The organism is Caulobacter vibrioides (genome assembly GCF_002858865.1).
In the GTDB taxonomy this organism is placed as follows: domain Bacteria; phylum Pseudomonadota; class Alphaproteobacteria; order Caulobacterales; family Caulobacteraceae; genus Caulobacter; species Caulobacter vibrioides.
In genome coordinates, this window is record NZ_PJRR01000004.1 from 22025 (window position 1) to 36669 (window position 14645).

A 14645-nucleotide genomic window follows, 5' to 3' on the forward strand; every position below is an offset into this window, starting at 1 on the left:
CTAGAGAGGTCGACGCGCCCCATGGCGTACGCTGCCAATGACGACACGGTCGCCGACAATGCGGTAGCGCAGAACGTAGGGCGAAATCGCGACGATCTCTCGCCGTCCTTGAGTGCTCACGCGCCCGCGTTCGGGATAGGTCGCCAGGCTAGCGCCGGTGTCGAACAACCTCTTGGCCAGGCGCTGGGCCGCGAGAGGACGCGACTGCTCGGAGATATGGCCGACGATGGCGTAAACATCGGCCATCGCTCGTTGGGTCCAGACTACTTGCGCCACGAATATGGTGGCGGTGTCTGGTGCGGCGTGCCCAACGTCTTGAGCCACTCGCCCACACGCTCGTGCGGAACAGTTCTACCGGCTTCGAAGTCGGCGTCAGCCTCGGCGTCAGCCGCCAGGATCGCTTCATCGTCCTCGTCGAAGATGTCGGGGTCAGGCTCGGCCATGCCCCACGATAACAGAAACCTTTCGAGAACAAATCCGGAAAAACCGAGCTTTCGGCCAAGCTCTCGGAGCGCGTCATGAAGCCCAAGCACAACAAGGCCAAGCGCGACCAGATCCTGGATCGTGGCGTCTCGACGATCGAGGAGGCCAAGGACTGGTTCGCCCGCCAGCACATCGAGGAGATCGAGTGCGTGGTGCCCGATCTGGCCGGCGTGGCGCGCGGCAAGATCATGCCGGTGCGCAAGTTTCTGGGCTCGCCGTCGATGAACCTGCCGCTGGCGGTGTTCTACCAGACCATCACCGGCGACTTCCCCGAGTTCGAGGGGGCGGTGAACGCGGTGCAGTCCGACACCGACATCTTCCTGACCCCAGACTTCGCGACCCTGGCGGCTGTGCCCTGGGCGCAGGATCCCACGGCGCAGGTGATCCACGACGCCTTCCACCCCGACGGCCGTCCCGTCGAGGAGGCTCCGCGCCAGGTGCTGCGCCGCGTGCTGGCGCTCTATGCCGACAAGGGCTGGCATCCGATCGTCGCGCCGGAGATCGAGTTCTATCTGGTCGATCGCAACACCGATCCGGACTATCCGCTGAAGCCGCCGATCGGGCGGTCCGGCCGTCCGGAAACGGGGCGGCAAGGCTATTCGATCAGCGCGGTCAACGAGTTCGACGCCCTGTTCGAGGACATGTACGAATACTCCGAGCGCCAGGGGCTGGAGATCGACACCCTGATCCACGAAAGCGGCGTGGCGCAGATGGAGATCAACCTGCAGCACGGCCATCCGCTGGAGCTGGCCGACCAGGTGTTCATGATGAAGCGCACGATCCGCGAGGCGGCGCTGGAGCATGAGATCTACGCCACCTTCATGGCCAAGCCGATGGCCAATGAGCCCGGCAGCGCCATGCACATCCACCAGTCGATCGTCGACAAGAAGGGCCGCAACCTGTTCTCGGATGAGGACGGGGCGGAGTCGGCGATGTTCCACGGCTTCATCGCCGGCCAGCAGACCTATCTGCCGGCGATCATGGCCATCCTGGCGCCTTACGTGAACAGCTACCGCCGCATCTCGCGCGACAGTGGCGCGCCGGTGAACACCCAGTGGGGCTATGACAACCGCACCTGCGGCCTGCGCGTGCCGCCGTCGGGACCCAACAACCGCCGGGTCGAAAACCGCATCCCGTCATCGGACGCCAATCCGTACCTGGCCATCGCCGCATCGCTGGCCGCGGGCTATCTCGGCATGGTGCAGGGGCTGAAACCCAGCGAGCCGGTGTCGATCGACGCCGGCGCTCGCGGGATCGAGCTGCCGCGCAGCCTGTCGGACTCGCTCCGCCTGTTCGTCGCCTGCCAGCCGCTGGTCGAGATCCTGGGCCCGACCTTCTGCGCCGCCTATGACCGCGTGAAGCAGGCCGAGTACGAAACCTTCATGCGCACGATCAGCCCGTGGGAGCGGGAGTTCCTGCTGCTGAATGTGTGAGGTGATGGTCACCTTCTCCCAGAGGGAGAAGGGGGGACCCGCGCCGCAGGCGTGGGGGGATGAGGGGTTACACCCATGACCGCCCAAACCCCTCACCCCTACCCCTCTCCCTATGGGAGAGGGAATTGGTACGCGGACACGGTGACTGACGTTCCGGCCTCGCCGCCGCTGGACGGCGACGTCGCCGCCGAGGTCTGCATCGTCGGTGCTGGCTTCACGGGCCTGGGCGCGGCGCTGGCGCTGGGCAGCCGCGCCGTCGTGCTGGAGGCAGGCCGGGTCGGCTGCGCCGCCAGCGGGCGGAACGGTGGCCAGGTCCATACCGGGCAGAGGCGCGATCAGGCCTGGCTGGAAAAGACTGTGGGCCGCGACGACGCCCTCGCGCTCTGGCGCCTGGCCGAGGACGCCCGCGCCCACTTCAAGACCCTGGCCCAGGCGATCGACTGCGATTGGCGGCCGGGCATGATCCACGCACGCCACAAGCCGGACGGCGAGGCCGAGGATGCGGACTATCTGGCGCTGATGGCCGAGCGCTACGGCTATGACCAGCTTGAGCTGATCGGCGAGGAAGCCCTAGCGGATGAGCTGGGCACGGGCGTCTATCACGGCGGCCTCGTCGACCACGGCGGCGGTCACGTTCATCCGCTCAAACTGGCCCAAGGCATGGCGGCCCGGGCGATGGCCTCCGGCGCTATGATCCACGAGCACACCCGCGCCGAGACCTGGCGACGCGAAGGCGGCAAGATCGTGATCGAGACCGCGACCGGCCGCGTCACCTGCGATCAGTTGATCCTCAGCGGCGATGGCCTGCTCAACCGGATGGCCGGCCCGGCGCAGGCGCGGGTGATGCCGATCAACAACTTCATCGCCGTCACCGCGCCGCTGGGGGCGCTGGCCGACGAGATCATCCGCTCGAACGCGGCCGTTTCGGACAGCCGCTTCGTCGTGAACTACTTCCGCAAGACGCCGGACGGCCGCCTGCTGTTCGGCGGCGGCGAGAACTATCGCCCCGGCTTTCCGCACGACATCGCCGGCCTCGTGCGCAAGAACCTCGCCAAGATCTATCCGCGCCTGGCGGACGTGGAGATCACCCACGCCTGGGGCGGGACCCTGGGGATCACCTTCAGCCGTATGCCGTTCGTGGGCGAGGTGGCGCAGGGGGTGCGGGTCGCCGCCGGCTACTCAGGCCAAGGCGTCATGCTGGCGCCCTATGTCGGCAAGCTCTTGGCCAAGGCCGCCTTGGGCGAGACGGGTCCGGTGGACCTGCTGTCACGCCTGCCCACGCCGCCGTTCCCGGGCGGACGCCTGCTGCGCTGGCCGCTGACGGTGGCGGGGCTCAGCTGGTACGCGCTGCGGGATCGGTTGTGACGCTGCAATCCTCCCCCGCCAGGGAGAGGATTTGGCGAAGCCGCGATTGACACCCCCACCCTGACCCCGCTCTCCTGACCCCATGACCACGACGACCGCCCAGCCCGCCGCCAGTCTCGCCGCGGCGCTCGAACATGCCGAGCGCCTGCTGGAGGTCGATCCCGTCATGGCGGCCGAACAGGCGCGGGCGATCCTGGAGGTCGTGCCGCGTCATGCCGACACCACGCGCGTTCTGGCCGCCGCCCTGCGCCTGTCCGGGGACGCCGAGGGCGGGCTCGCCACCGTCGCGCCGCTAGCCATGGCCCTGCCCAACCTGCCTCTGGCCCAGCTGGAACTGGCCCTGTGCCTGGAGCGCCTGGGGCGCACCGCCGAGGCCGCCCGCGCCTTTGACCGCGTCAGCGCGCTGGAGCCGCGCCTGTCCGAAGCCTGGCGAGGCCTGTCGGAAAGCCTGGAGCTTCTGGGGGACCGTCAAGGCGCCGAACGCGCTCTGGCCCGGCAGCTACGCGCCTCCACTCGCGACCCGCTACTGGTCGAGGCGGCGACGGCCCTTGCGGAGGATCGCTTGGGCGAGGCCGAACGTCTCCTGCGGGATCGCTTGAAGGCTGACGCCGGCGACGTGGCGGCGATCCGCATGCTGGCCGAGACCGGCGCGCGCCTGGGCCGCTACGCCGACGCCGAGGCCCTGCTGACCCGCTGCATGGAGCTGGCCCCCAACTTCGCCGCCGCCCGTCACAACCTGGCGACCATGCTCTATCGCCAGAACAAGAACCTCGAGGCGCTGGCGCAGATCGAGCAGCTGGTGGCCAAGGACGCCCGTCATCCCGGCTACGCCAATCTCTACGCGGCGATCCTGGCGCGGCTGGGCGAGTATGATCGCGCCATCGCCGTCTATGGCCAGGTGCTGGCAGACTATCCCAACCAGCCCAAGGGCTGGATGAGCTATGGCCACGCTCTGAAGACGGTCGGTCGCCAGGCCGACAGCGTCGCGGCCTATCGCAAGGCCCTGGATCTGGCGCCGGCCCTGGGTGAGGTCTGGTGGAGTCTGGCCAACCTCAAGACTGTCAGGTTCACGCCGGAAGATCTGGCCGCTATGAGTCAGGCGCTTGAGGCTGAGGGGCTGTCGGAAGACGATCGGCTGCATCTGCACTATGCGCTCGGCAAGGCGCAGGAAGACGCCCAGGACTGGGACGCCTCGTTCCAGCACTACGCCGCCGGCGCGGCCATCCGGCGCGAACAGCTGGACTATGATGCCGACGAGAACACCGCCGACACGGTCCGGACCAAGGCGGTGTTCTCACCCGCCTTCATCGCGGCGCGGGGAGGGCAGGGCTGCGCCGCGCCGGATCCGATCTTTGTCGTGGGCCTGCCGCGTTCGGGCTCGACCCTGGTCGAGCAGATCCTGGCCAGCCACTCGCTGGTCGAGGGCACGATGGAACTGCCCGACCTGATCGTCATGGCCCGTCGCCTGGGCGGCAAGACCGCCAAGCGCGCTGAGTCGACCTATCCCGAAAGCCTTGCCGAGCTCTCGCCCGAGGACCTCCGGGCGCTGGGCGAGGAGTTCCTGGAGCGCACCCGCATCCAGCGCAAGACCGACAGGCCGTTCTTCATCGACAAGATGCCGAACAACTTCGCCCACACCGGCCTGATTCATCTGATCCTGCCCAACGCCAAGATCATCGACGCGCGGCGCCACCCGCTGGGCTGCTGCTTTTCGGGCTTCAAGCAGCATTTCGCGCGGGGCCAAACCTTCAGCTACGACCTGACCGATATCGGCCGCTACTATGCCGACTATGTCGACCTGATGGCCCATTTCGACGCCGTGCTGCCGGGGCGTGTGCATCGCGTGATCTATGAGCGGATGATCGCCGATCCGGAGGCGGAGATTCGCGCCCTGCTGGATCACTGCGGCCTGCCGTTCGAGGCGGCCTGCCTGTCGCCGCACGAGAACGACCGTGCGGTGCGCACCGCCAGTTCAGAACAGGTGCGCCGGCCGATTTTCAAGGACGCGGTCGAGCACTGGCAGAAATTCGAATCGTATCTGGGGCCGCTCAAGCAGGCATTGGGGCCGGTGCTTAGCGCGTACCCGGATGCGCCCGTTATTTGACCACCTGCCCAACACCTCGCCATTTCTGCAACACTCACAGGAATTGACGACAAACCGAAAATTCAATCTTGCCCACCGGTTAGGCACGGGTCGAACATCGTTCCTTCAAAGCCGTAAGGGGAGCGACTGTATGTCGTCGGGATCGGTTCGTTTAAAGAAGGCGGGGGTCTACTCCGCCGCATTGTTGGCCAGCACCATGCTGTCGGGCGTCGCCTACGCCCAGGCGCAGTCCAGCCAGAACACCGCGCTTGAGGCGGTGGTCGTCACGGCTCAGAAGCGCAGCGAGAACCTGCAGGACGTGCCTGTCAGCATCCAGGCGCTGGGCGGCGAAAAGCTGGATCAGCTGCAGATCAGCGCCTTCGCTGATTACGTGCAGTATCTGCCCAGCGTGTCGTTCACCAGTTCGGGCCCGGGCTTTGGCCAGGTGTATATGCGCGGCGTCGCCAGCGGCGGCGACGGCAACCACTCGGGCTCACTGCCCAGCGTGGGCGTCTATCTGGACGAACAGCCGGTCACCACCATTCAGGGCGCGCTGGACATCCACGTCTACGACGTCGCCCGGGTCGAGGCGCTGGCGGGGCCGCAAGGCACGCTGTACGGCGCCAGCTCGCAGGCGGGCACCCTGCGGATCATCACCAACAAGCCGTCGACGGCGGGCTTCGCCGCCGGTGTGGACGTCGAGCTGAACAAGGTCGCTCACGGCGACTCGGGTCACGCGCTGGAAGGCTTCGTGAACATGCCCCTGTCCGACAAGGTCGCTGTGCGCCTGGTCGGCTGGGATGTCCGCGACGGCGGCTACATCGACAACGTGGCGGGCACGCGCACCTATACGCGCGGCGACAGCAACCCGACCAACGACTTCACGATCAACAACAAGGCTCGGGTCCGCGACGACTACAACAGCGTCTACACCCAGGGCGGTCGCGCCGCCCTGCGGGTCGAGCTTGACGACAACTGGGTGATCACCCCCCAGGTGATGGGCCAGGTTCAGAAGTCGAACGGCTCGTTCTCCTATGACCCCAAGGTCGGCGACCTGAAGGTCAAGCGCTTCTATCCGGAAAGCGCCAAGGACAAGTGGTACCAGGCGGCCATGACCATCGAGGGCCAGGTGGCCAATCTCGACGTCACCTATGCGGGCTCGTACCTGAAGCGGAAGACGGACACCAACTCCGACTACACCGACTACTCGTTCTTCTATGATCAGGTCGGCTACGGCTTCTACTGGACCGACAACGCCGGCAACCTGGTCAATCCTTCGCAGTTCATCCAGGGTCAGGACGACTACAAGAAGGAAAGCCACGAAATCCGCATCGCCTCGCCGCAGGACAAGAAGCTGCGGTTCGTGGTCGGCGGCTTCTACCAGAAGCAGACGCACGACATCTTCCAGAACTACCGCATCGCCGATATCGGCAGCAGCATCTCGGTGCCGGGCTACACCGGCACGATCTGGCTGACCAAGCAGCAGCGTATCGACCGTGACAAGGCCGCTTTCGGCCAGGCCGAGTACGACATCACTGACAAGCTGATGCTGACCGCCGGCATTCGTTTCTTCGAGGCGCACAACACGCTGGTCGGCTTCTACGGCTACGGAAAGGGCTATGGCTCTACGGGCGAGCGGGCCTGTTTCAAGGCCGCAGTGGTCCCGGGCTCGCCCTGCACCAATCTCGACAAGGGCGTGAAGGAAAGCGGCAACGTCCCGAAGGTGACGCTGACCTACAAGCTCGACAGCGACAAGCTGATCTACGCCACCTACTCCAAGGGCTTCCGTCCGGGCGGCATCAATCGGCGCAGCACCCTGCCGCCGTATCAGGCCGACTTCCTGAAGAACTATGAGGCGGGCTGGAAGACCACCTGGCTGAACAACAGCTTCCGCTGGAACGGCGCGGTGTTCATGCAGGACTGGAACAACTTCCAGTTCTCGATCCTGGGGGCCAACGGCCTGACCGAGATCAAGAACGCCAACCAGGCCAAGATCAAGGGGATCGAAAGCGACGTCACCTGGGTTCCCGTCCAGGGTCTGACGATCAATGCGGCGGCCGCCTATACCGACGCCAAGCTGACGGCGAACTACTGCGGCTTCACCGATACCGCCGGCAATCCGGTCACCAGCTGCCCCTCGCCGCAAGCGCCGGACGGCACCTCGCTTCCCGTCACCCCGAAGCTCAAGGCGAACCTGACGGCGCGCTACGACTTCAGCTGGGGCGAATGGGACAACTACGTGCAGGGGTCGATGGTCGCTCAGAGCGCGACCTGGACCGATCTGCGCCTGGCTGACCGCGCGGCGCTCGGCAAGCAGAAGGGCTGGGAGACCGTCGATCTGTCGGGCGGCATGGAGAAGGACGGTCTGACGATCGGCTTCTACGTGAAGAACGTGTTCGACAAGCGGGCCAGCCTGGATCGCACCGCGCAATGCGCGATCAGCGTCTGCGGGGCTCAGTCCTACATCGTACCCAACCAGCCTCGCACCATGGGGATCAAGTTGGGCAAGGCCTTCTAGGTCTTTGTCGGTAGCGTATCAGGGGCGGTCCATTGGGCCGCCCCTTTTGCTTTGGGGGGAGCAAAGATGACGGCGGTAAGGTCCAAGCCTCTGGGCGTATGGATGTGCGCGGCCCTGGTCGTCGGCAACATGATCGGCTCGGGCGTGTTCATGCTGCCGGCGTCCCTGGCGCCGTACGGCTGGAACGCCGTCATCGCCTGGATACTGACCATCGGCGGTTCGCTGTGCCTGGCCTATGTCTTCGCCAAGCTGGCGGGGGCGTTTCCGCGCGCGGGAGGACCGTTCGCCTATACCGAGGAGGCTTTCGGCCGCGCGCCGGGGTTCCTCGTGGCCTGGTCGTACTGGATCTCTGTGTGGGTCGCCAACGCGGCCATCGCCATCGCCGCGATCAGCTATCTCAGCGTCTTTCTGCCGGTGATCGCCAAGGTCCCGGCGCTGCCGGCCCTGCTCACCGTCGCGGTGGTCTGGACGGCGACCGCGATCAACTGCGCCGGGGCGCGCTCGGCCGGCTGGACCCAGGTGGTGACCACGGTGCTGAAGCTGGTTCCCCTGATCGCGGTGGCGGGTCTGGCCGTCAGCGTCCTGCTTCGGAAAGGGCCCGCGGCGATCACCCCGTTCGAGCCCTCGGCGCTTTCCGGGGCGTCCATCACCGCCGCCGCGGCGCTCACCCTGTGGGCCCTGCTGGGGGTGGAGACGGCGACCATTCCCGCCGACAAGGTCAAGGACCCGGCCCGGACGATCCCGCGCGCAACCCTGGCCGGCACCGCCTTCGCGGGTCTGGTCTATCTCGTGGTCTCGTCGGGCGTGCTGCTGCTGACGCCGACCGCCGTGCTGCAAGGCTCCAACGCGCCGTTTGTCGACTTCGTCAGCTATCATGGCGGCGGGGATTTCCGCCTGGCGCTGGCGGCCTTCGCAACGATCAGCGCGCTGGGCGCCCTGAACGGCTGGTCGCTGATCCAGGGCGAGTTGCCGGCCGCCATGGCGCGCGAGGGCGTGTTCCCCGCCTGGTTCGCCAAGACCTCGGCCAACGGCACGCCCGTGCGCGCGCACCTGGTCTCGAGCGTCCTGGTGACGATCCTGGTGCTGATGAACTACGCCAAGTCGATGGCCGACGCTTTCACCTTCATGGCCCTGTTGTCGACGACCTCGACCCTGTTCGCCTACCTGTTCTGCTCTCTGGCGGTGCTGCGATTGCAGGGGCAGGGACGCATGGACCGCTCCAAGGCCCTGACCGTCGTCGCAGGGCTGGGCGCGCTCTACTCGGTGTGGACCTTCTCCGGCGCGGGATGGTCGGTCACCCTGTGGGGCCTGGTGCTGCTGGCTGTCGGCGCGCCGATCTACTGGCTGATGCGGAGAGCCGCCCGATGAAACTGCACGTGTTTTGCGTCGCCGCCCTCGCAACGCTGCTTCCGGCTGTCGCCGCAGCGCAGGTCTCGTATGTCCGCGCCGGCAAGCTGGTCGATCCCCAGGCCGGCAAGGTGCTGACCGACCAGATCCTCCGCATCGAGGGCGAGCGCATCGTTTCGGTGGGGCCCTGGAAGGGCGCGCCCAAGGACGGCCCCAAGGACGCCAAGGTCACCGACTGGTCGGGTCTGACCGTGCTGCCCGGCCTGATCGACATGCACACCCACCTCGTCGACGACGAGCAGAGCGAGAACATCGCCCTGCCGCTGCTGCGCTCGGCCGCCCAGCAGGCCTATATCGGCGCGGGCCATGCGCGCACGACCCTGATGGCGGGTTTCACCAGCGTTCGTGACGTCGGAACCTGGCGGGCGCTCGGCGATGCGGCCCTGCGCGACGCCATCACCGAGGGGCTCGTGCCCGGACCGCGCATGTCGGTGGCCGGCGCCTATGTCACCGCGCCGGGCGGGGGCGGGGAGATCACTGGCGTCGCGCCCGACGTGGCGATCCCCGCCGAGATGCGGCGCGGCGTGGTCGAGGACGCCGCCGACGTCCACAGAAAAGTCCGCGCCCTGCTGGTCGGCGGCGCCGACTTCATCAAGCTGATCGCCACCGGCGCCGTCCTGACCGAGGGCACCGAGCCTGGCCAACTGGAGCTCTCCGAAGACGAGATCCGCGCCGCCGTCGACGAGGCCGCCAAGCGCGGGACCTATGTCACCGCCCACGCCCACGGCGCCGAGGGGATCAAGATCGCCGTCCGCGCTGGGGTGCGGTCGATCGAGCATGGCTCGCTGATCGACGACGAGGGGATCGCCCTGATGAAGGCCAAGGGCGCGTTCCTGGTGGCCGACATCTACAACGGCGACTTCATCGACACCTATGGCCGCGAGCACGGCTGGCCCGCCGGCATGATCCGCAAGAACCGCGAGACCACCGACGCCCAGCGCGAGGGCTTCCGCAAGGCGGTCAAGGCCGGGGTCAAGATCGCCTACGGCACCGACGCCGGCGTCTATCCGCACGGCTGGAACGCCCGGCAGATGCCCTACATGGTCAGGTACGGCATGACGCCGATGCAGGCGATCCAGTCAGCGACCACCGTGGCGGCCGAGCTGATGGGCAAGACCGGCCAGGTCGGCTGCCATGCGCCCGGCTGCTACGCCGACCTGATCGCCGTGGCGGGTGATCCGCTGGCGGATGTTTCGGTGCTGACCAAGGTCGCGAAGGTCATGAAGGGCGGGACCGTGGTCAAGGACGACTAGAACAGCGGCTGGCGCGGCTCATGCATTGTGCGTCGCAGCGCAATTTCGTTGTGCGATAGCGAAACAACTGTCATGTCCGCGTGCGTAAGTGCATGCTGAGTTGTCCAAGGAGGTCGTCATGACCGAGAACCACTACTACGTCCGTCCCGTCGCCGGGGTGTGGCATGTGACCTGGAACGACTCGGCCGATCTGATCGGCGCCTACTCGTCGCAGCACGAGGCCGAGGCCCTGGCCCAGCTGCTGGCCCGCCACATGCGGGTGCAAGGCCGCAAGGCGGAAGTCCATACCTTCGAGGCCGAGGCGCGCACGCCGTCGTGGGGCCGCAACCGCGCGGCCAACCAGGTCGCCGTCGCCTAGAGCCCGTCTGGTTTAGAGGGAACCATCTAAGCCAGATAAACAGGCTCTAAAATCAACCACTTAGAGCCAGCCGTCGAGCGCGCGGGTCACGATCGCGCGCGCCTCGTCCGGACTGAAGGTCGCAGGATCCAGGCACAGTTCCAGCCACAGTCCGTCCACGCTCGCCGTCAGGGCGATGGCCGCTAGGCGCGTGTCACGCGCGCCGGCCTTGGCCAGCAGGGTCTCGAGCCGCGCTCGGAAGTCCGCGTACGAAGCGGCATGGATCGCGGCCATGCGCGGCTTGGTCCTGACCAGCGACCAGAAGCCGACCCAGGCCGCCAGCAACCGCTCATCCAGCACCGGCGGCGCGAAACTGGCGCCCAGATAGGCCAGCAGCCGCGCGCGGGGATCATTCCCCGCCGCCGCCAGAGTCGCGTCCAGCGCGGCGTCGATCCGCTGCGACACCGCCTCATAGGCCGCCGCGATCAGATCATCGACGCCCTCGAAATAGTGCCGCAACAGGCCCGGCGAGACCCCGGCCTCGGCGCAGATAGCGCGCACGCTGGTCCCACCCACGCCCTCGCGCGCCAGCACCGCCTCGGCGGCGGCGACCAAAGCCTGCCGACGGACATCGGGCGCCTCGCGAGTGAAGGCGGCACGTTTGAGCGCCCCCTCCGTCACGGCGCGTATCCGCGCCGCGCCACCTCCCCCGCATCGCGGGTGAGGAGGAAGCTCATCCTCCCCCGTGCAACGGGGGAGGGGGACCGCCGAACGGCGGTGGAGGGGGCGCTAACGACGCTCACCACCCCTCCGGCGGCCTCGGCATCCGGCTTTCCGGGATCAGGGCCCGCATCTTGCGACCGAAGCTGCGCAAACTGACCTCGCTGGTCGCCAGCGGCCCGGCGGTGAAGGTGCGTGAGGCCATGCCCTGCTGGACACGGGCCACCAGTTCGGTGTCCTCGGTATTGACCTGCCGGTTGATGCGCCAGTTCAGATACCGCGCCGCCTTCATCTCGCGACGATCGTCGGGCAGGGCGTAGGCGATCTCGCGGATCATCGTCTGCTCGGCCGAGATCGGGATGAACTGCATGAAGTCCACCTGGTCCGGATAGATGTCGAAGGCGAAGTTCGGCCACAGCTTGAAATAGGTCCACAGCCGCTTGCGGTCGCCTGGCAGGTGCGCAACGTCGGGCAGGATGTCCTGATACAGGCGCTCTGACGGGCTTTCGGACGGCTCGTCGATCAGCTGGCCCCACATCTTGTCGACAAAGGCCTCGGCCTCGACCCCATAGCCCTTGCCGAACAGCCGGGTCAGGCCCGGATGGGCGACGGGGATATGCAGGCCGTCGGAATAGTTGTCGCTGATGTTCTTCCAGTTCACCGCGCGCGGGCGCAGCGTCACGCGGCCGAACGGCTGCAACTCCTCGAAGCGATAGTGGGCCACCTCGTCTTCGTAGGGCGCCATCATGGTCGCCACCGACGGGCCGTCGCCCTCCAGCCGCACGAAGACGAAGCCGCGCCAGACCTCGACCTCGATCGTCGCCAGACCCTCCTTGGCCATGTCGAGGGCGGGATAGTCGTCGCGCATCGGCACGCCGATCAGCCGGCCTTCCAGGTCGTAGGTCCAGGCGTGGTAGGGGCAGACGATCCGCCCGCCACAGCGCCCGACCGGGCCGTCCAGCAGCCGCGCGCCCCGGTGGCGGCAGACATTGGCGAAGGCCCGCACCCCGCCGTCCTTGCTGCGCACCACCACCAGGCTCTCGCCGATGAAATCGAAGGTGTGGAAGTCGCCGGCCTTGGGGATGTCGTTCAGATGGCAGACGATCTGCCAGGACGGCCGGAAGACCTTGTCCTGCTCTTCCTTGAAGAACCGCTCGTTGGTGTAGATCCAGCCGGGCAGGCCCCAGTCGGAGAGGGGGTCGGTGTTGGGGAGGGCGGTCATGGATTTCCGCTCCAAAACAACGGTGTCATCCCGGCCGGAGCGCATAGCGCGGAGAGCCGGGACCCAGGGGCGGGCGGCAGTGCGTTGACCCCTGGGTCCCGGGTCTCCGCTGCGCTGCGCCCGGGATGACACCCTGATTGAACTTTTGAAGTGAACATCACCGCCCCACCACCGACAGCTTCACCGCCGTGGCGAAGTCCTTGTCGCGCAGGATCTCCCGCGCCGCGTTCCGCCCCGGATTGCCCGAGACGCCGCCGCCGGGGTGGGTGCCAGCGCCGCACATATAGAGGCCCGCAATCGGCGCGCGGTGGCTGGCGTGGCCCAGTAGCGGGCGGGTGGCCCATAGCTGATCCAGCGACATGTGGCCGTGCATGATGTCGCCGCCGATCAGGCCGAACTTCCGCTCCAGGTCCAGCGGCGACAGGATCATCCGCCCCAGCACCGAGGCCTTGAAGCCCGGCGCCCACTGGTCGACCGTGTCGATGATCAGGTCGGCGGCGGCCTCGCGAGCGTCGTCCCAGGAACGACCATCGGGAAGCTCCGGCGCGAACTGCTGGCAGAAGAGGCTGGCCACGTGCTGGCCGGGCGGGGCGAGGCTGGTGTCCAGGCTGGACGGGATCAGCATCTCGACGATCGGCGCCTTGCTGATCCCCTGACCCTTGGCGTCGCGATAGGCCGCGTCCATGTAGTCGAGGCTGGGGGCGATCACGATGCCCGACTGGTGGTGTTCTGCGGTTTCCTTGCCGGGCAGGCAGGTGAAGCTGGGCAGCTCCGACAGCGCCACGTTCATCCGGAAGGTGCCCGAGCCGTTCTTGTAGCCGTCGACCGCCTTGCGGAAGTCGGGCGTCAGGGCCGAGGGCGGCACCAGTTTCTTGTAAAGGAGGACCGGATTGACGTTGGCGCTGACGATCGGCGCCATGATCTGGCGGCCGTCGACCAGCTGCACCCCGGCGGCCTTGCCGCCGTCGATGTGGACGGCCTCGACCGGGGCGTCGAGCAAGATCTCGACCCCGGTCGCCTCGCACGCTTTCGCCATCGCTTGAGTGATCGCGCCCATGCCGCCGACCGCGTGGCCCCAGGCGCCCTTTTTGCCGTTCACCTCGCCGAAGGTGTGATGCAGCAGCACATAGGCCGACCCCGGCGTATCGGGGCTGGCGAAATTGCCGACCACGGCGTCGAAGCCGAAGGCGGCCTTGACGGGCTCGCTCTCGAACCAGCTGTCCAGCACGTCGCGAGCGCTCTTGGTGAAGAGGTCCAGCAGGTCGCGCTTGCGCTGACGCGACAGGAAGGCCAGCCGCCCGCCCTGGCGCAGGGCGCGCAGCAGGCCGGGCAGACCATCGCCCAGGTTGGGCGGGGTTTCCTGGGCCAGATCGCGCAGGATGTCGCCGATCTCGTCCAGCATGGCGTAGTAGGCCGGCAGCACCTCGGCGTCGCGGCGGCTGTACTTGCGGAACTCCTCCTGGGTGCGCTCCAGCCCGCCGCCCAGCTTGATGTACTTATCGTCGCTGATCGGCAGGAAGTTCGAGATCGGCCGTTCCAGAAAGGTCAGGCCCAGCTCGCGCAGGCCCATGTCGGCGATCACGCGCGGGTTTAAGAGGCTGACCGTGTAGCTGGCCACCGAGTTGCGGAAGCCGGGGTGGAACTCTTCGGTCACCGCCGCGCCGCCTACCACGCCCCGCGCCTCGCAGACCGTGACCTTCAGTCCGGCCTTGGCCAGGTAGAAGGCGCAGACGAGGCCGTTATGGCCTCCGCCGATGATGACCGCGTCGCGGGTCTGGGTGACCGCCATGGTGTGCTCTCCCCGAGGATGGGGAGAGTGTTGCT

Annotated in this window: 12 protein-coding genes; 7 read left to right on the forward strand and 5 right to left on the reverse strand. The window is 67.3% G+C overall.

Annotated features, from left to right (window positions below; genetic code table 11):
* Entirely contained in the window at positions 1–276 is a 276-nt protein-coding gene (locus CVUC_RS00515; protein ID WP_205685753.1) for a type II toxin-antitoxin system RelE/ParE family toxin, read from the reverse strand.
* Positions 264–443 carry an antitoxin RelB4 gene (locus CVUC_RS00520; RefSeq protein ID WP_012640671.1) on the reverse strand — a complete coding sequence of 60 codons (180 nt, stop codon included), beginning with the start codon at positions 441–443 and terminating at the stop codon, positions 264–266. The genes CVUC_RS00515 and CVUC_RS00520 overlap by 13 nt, the downstream gene beginning before the upstream one ends.
* A gap of 75 nt (positions 444–518) precedes the next feature.
* Here CVUC_RS00520 and CVUC_RS00525 point away from each other — a divergent pair, with 75 nt between their 5' ends.
* The 7 genes from CVUC_RS00525 (at position 519) to CVUC_RS00555 (ending at position 10900) form a co-directional block, all read left to right on the forward strand.
* Entirely contained in the window at positions 519–1916 is a 1398-nt protein-coding gene (locus tag CVUC_RS00525; protein ID WP_010920966.1) for a glutamine synthetase family protein, read from the forward strand.
* 75 nt (positions 1917–1991) lie between these two features.
* Positions 1992–3281 carry an NAD(P)/FAD-dependent oxidoreductase gene (locus CVUC_RS00530; protein WP_096034261.1) on the forward strand — a complete coding sequence of 430 codons (1290 nt, stop codon included), beginning with the start codon at positions 1992–1994 and terminating at the stop codon, positions 3279–3281.
* Positions 3282–3363: 82 nt separating this feature from the next.
* The gene (locus tag CVUC_RS00535) at positions 3364–5385 is read left to right on the forward strand and encodes a tetratricopeptide repeat-containing sulfotransferase family protein (RefSeq protein WP_096034260.1); all 2022 of its coding nucleotides are present in this window, start codon (positions 3364–3366) and stop codon (positions 5383–5385) included.
* A gap of 130 nt (positions 5386–5515) precedes the next feature.
* On the forward strand, positions 5516–7882 hold the full coding sequence (locus tag CVUC_RS00540) for a TonB-dependent receptor (protein ID WP_096034259.1): 2367 nt from the start codon (positions 5516–5518) through the stop codon (positions 7880–7882).
* A gap of 51 nt (positions 7883–7933) precedes the next feature.
* Positions 7934–9250 carry an APC family permease gene (locus tag CVUC_RS00545; protein ID WP_164468219.1) on the forward strand — a complete coding sequence of 439 codons (1317 nt, stop codon included), beginning with the start codon at positions 7934–7936 and terminating at the stop codon, positions 9248–9250.
* Positions 9247–10542 (forward strand): metal-dependent hydrolase family protein, encoded by a 1296-nt coding sequence (locus tag CVUC_RS00550; RefSeq protein ID WP_096034257.1) that lies wholly within the window; start codon positions 9247–9249, stop codon positions 10540–10542. Before CVUC_RS00545 ends, CVUC_RS00550 begins: the two co-directional genes overlap by 4 nt.
* A 118-nt stretch (positions 10543–10660) precedes the next feature.
* A complete protein-coding gene (locus CVUC_RS00555; protein ID WP_024265908.1) occupies positions 10661–10900 on the forward strand; it encodes a hypothetical protein in 240 nt (79 codons plus the stop codon).
* A 60-nt stretch (positions 10901–10960) separates the two neighbouring features.
* Here CVUC_RS00555 and CVUC_RS00560 read toward each other — a convergent pair whose 3' ends face one another.
* The 3 genes from CVUC_RS00560 to CVUC_RS00570 form a co-directional block, all read right to left on the reverse strand.
* Positions 10961–11569 (reverse strand): TetR/AcrR family transcriptional regulator, encoded by a 609-nt coding sequence (locus CVUC_RS00560; RefSeq protein ID WP_096034256.1) that lies wholly within the window; start codon positions 11567–11569, stop codon positions 10961–10963.
* 109 nt (positions 11570–11678) lie between these two features.
* Positions 11679–12866 carry an aromatic ring-hydroxylating oxygenase subunit alpha gene (locus CVUC_RS00565; protein WP_233279794.1) on the reverse strand — a complete coding sequence of 396 codons (1188 nt, stop codon included), beginning with the start codon at positions 12864–12866 and terminating at the stop codon, positions 11679–11681.
* 112 nt (positions 12867–12978) lie between these two features.
* Positions 12979–14610, reverse strand: coding sequence for a phytoene desaturase family protein (locus tag CVUC_RS00570; protein ID WP_096034254.1), 1632 nt, complete (start codon positions 14608–14610; stop codon positions 12979–12981).
* Between the last annotated feature and the right edge of the window lie 35 nt (positions 14611–14645).